The sequence below is a fragment of the Neisseria sp. P0021.S007 genome (genome assembly GCF_051956855.1).
In genome coordinates this window covers 1-556 of sequence record NZ_JBQCXA010000975.1, presented here as the reverse complement: position 1 = coordinate 556, position 556 = coordinate 1, and the positions used below count along the sequence as shown (strand labels likewise).

Below are 556 nucleotides of genomic sequence, written 5' to 3'. Positions count from 1 at the left end.
ATGCGTTGTCGTTCAGATTGCCGGTACGGCGGCCCGCATAGATTTTGGTCGGCAGGGTTTTATTGTCAAAGAAGATTTCGCCGCCGGTGACTTCGGTATCCCATACGCGGCCGTATGAAGAGAATGCGCCAAATTTACCGACACGCGCTTTGATGTTGTTGTATACAGTCCCTTCGGCATACAGTTTATTGACCGGCACATCATGATCGCCGTTAAATTTACCGGTTTCCAAATCGATATTCGGCTCGATTTGCGCTACCAATTTCCAATCTTTGTACAGTTTTGCGCGTAACCAAAATTCTGCGTTGAAGTTGGCATTGGTGTCTTCAGGCGTCGGATTAACGCTGCTGTTGTTGGCATTGATGTCTTTGGTATCCGCACGTACGCGCAAACCGCCGTTCACAGTCAACAAATCATTGAAAATGCTGATTTTATCGTCATCTTTGCGAATAATGCTGCCGGAATTGACATAATCGTTGGTGGTGGCCAAAGCCGCCGCATCACGACCGCCATCAGCATTCTCTGCCAATGAATAAGATGATGAAGCCAATAAAAT

General features: G+C 47.1%; 1 pseudogene. It reads right to left on the bottom strand.

What is annotated here, in order from left to right:
• Positions 1–556, bottom strand: a pseudogene (locus tag ACTHUR_RS17040) (hypothetical protein); the annotation flags it as partial.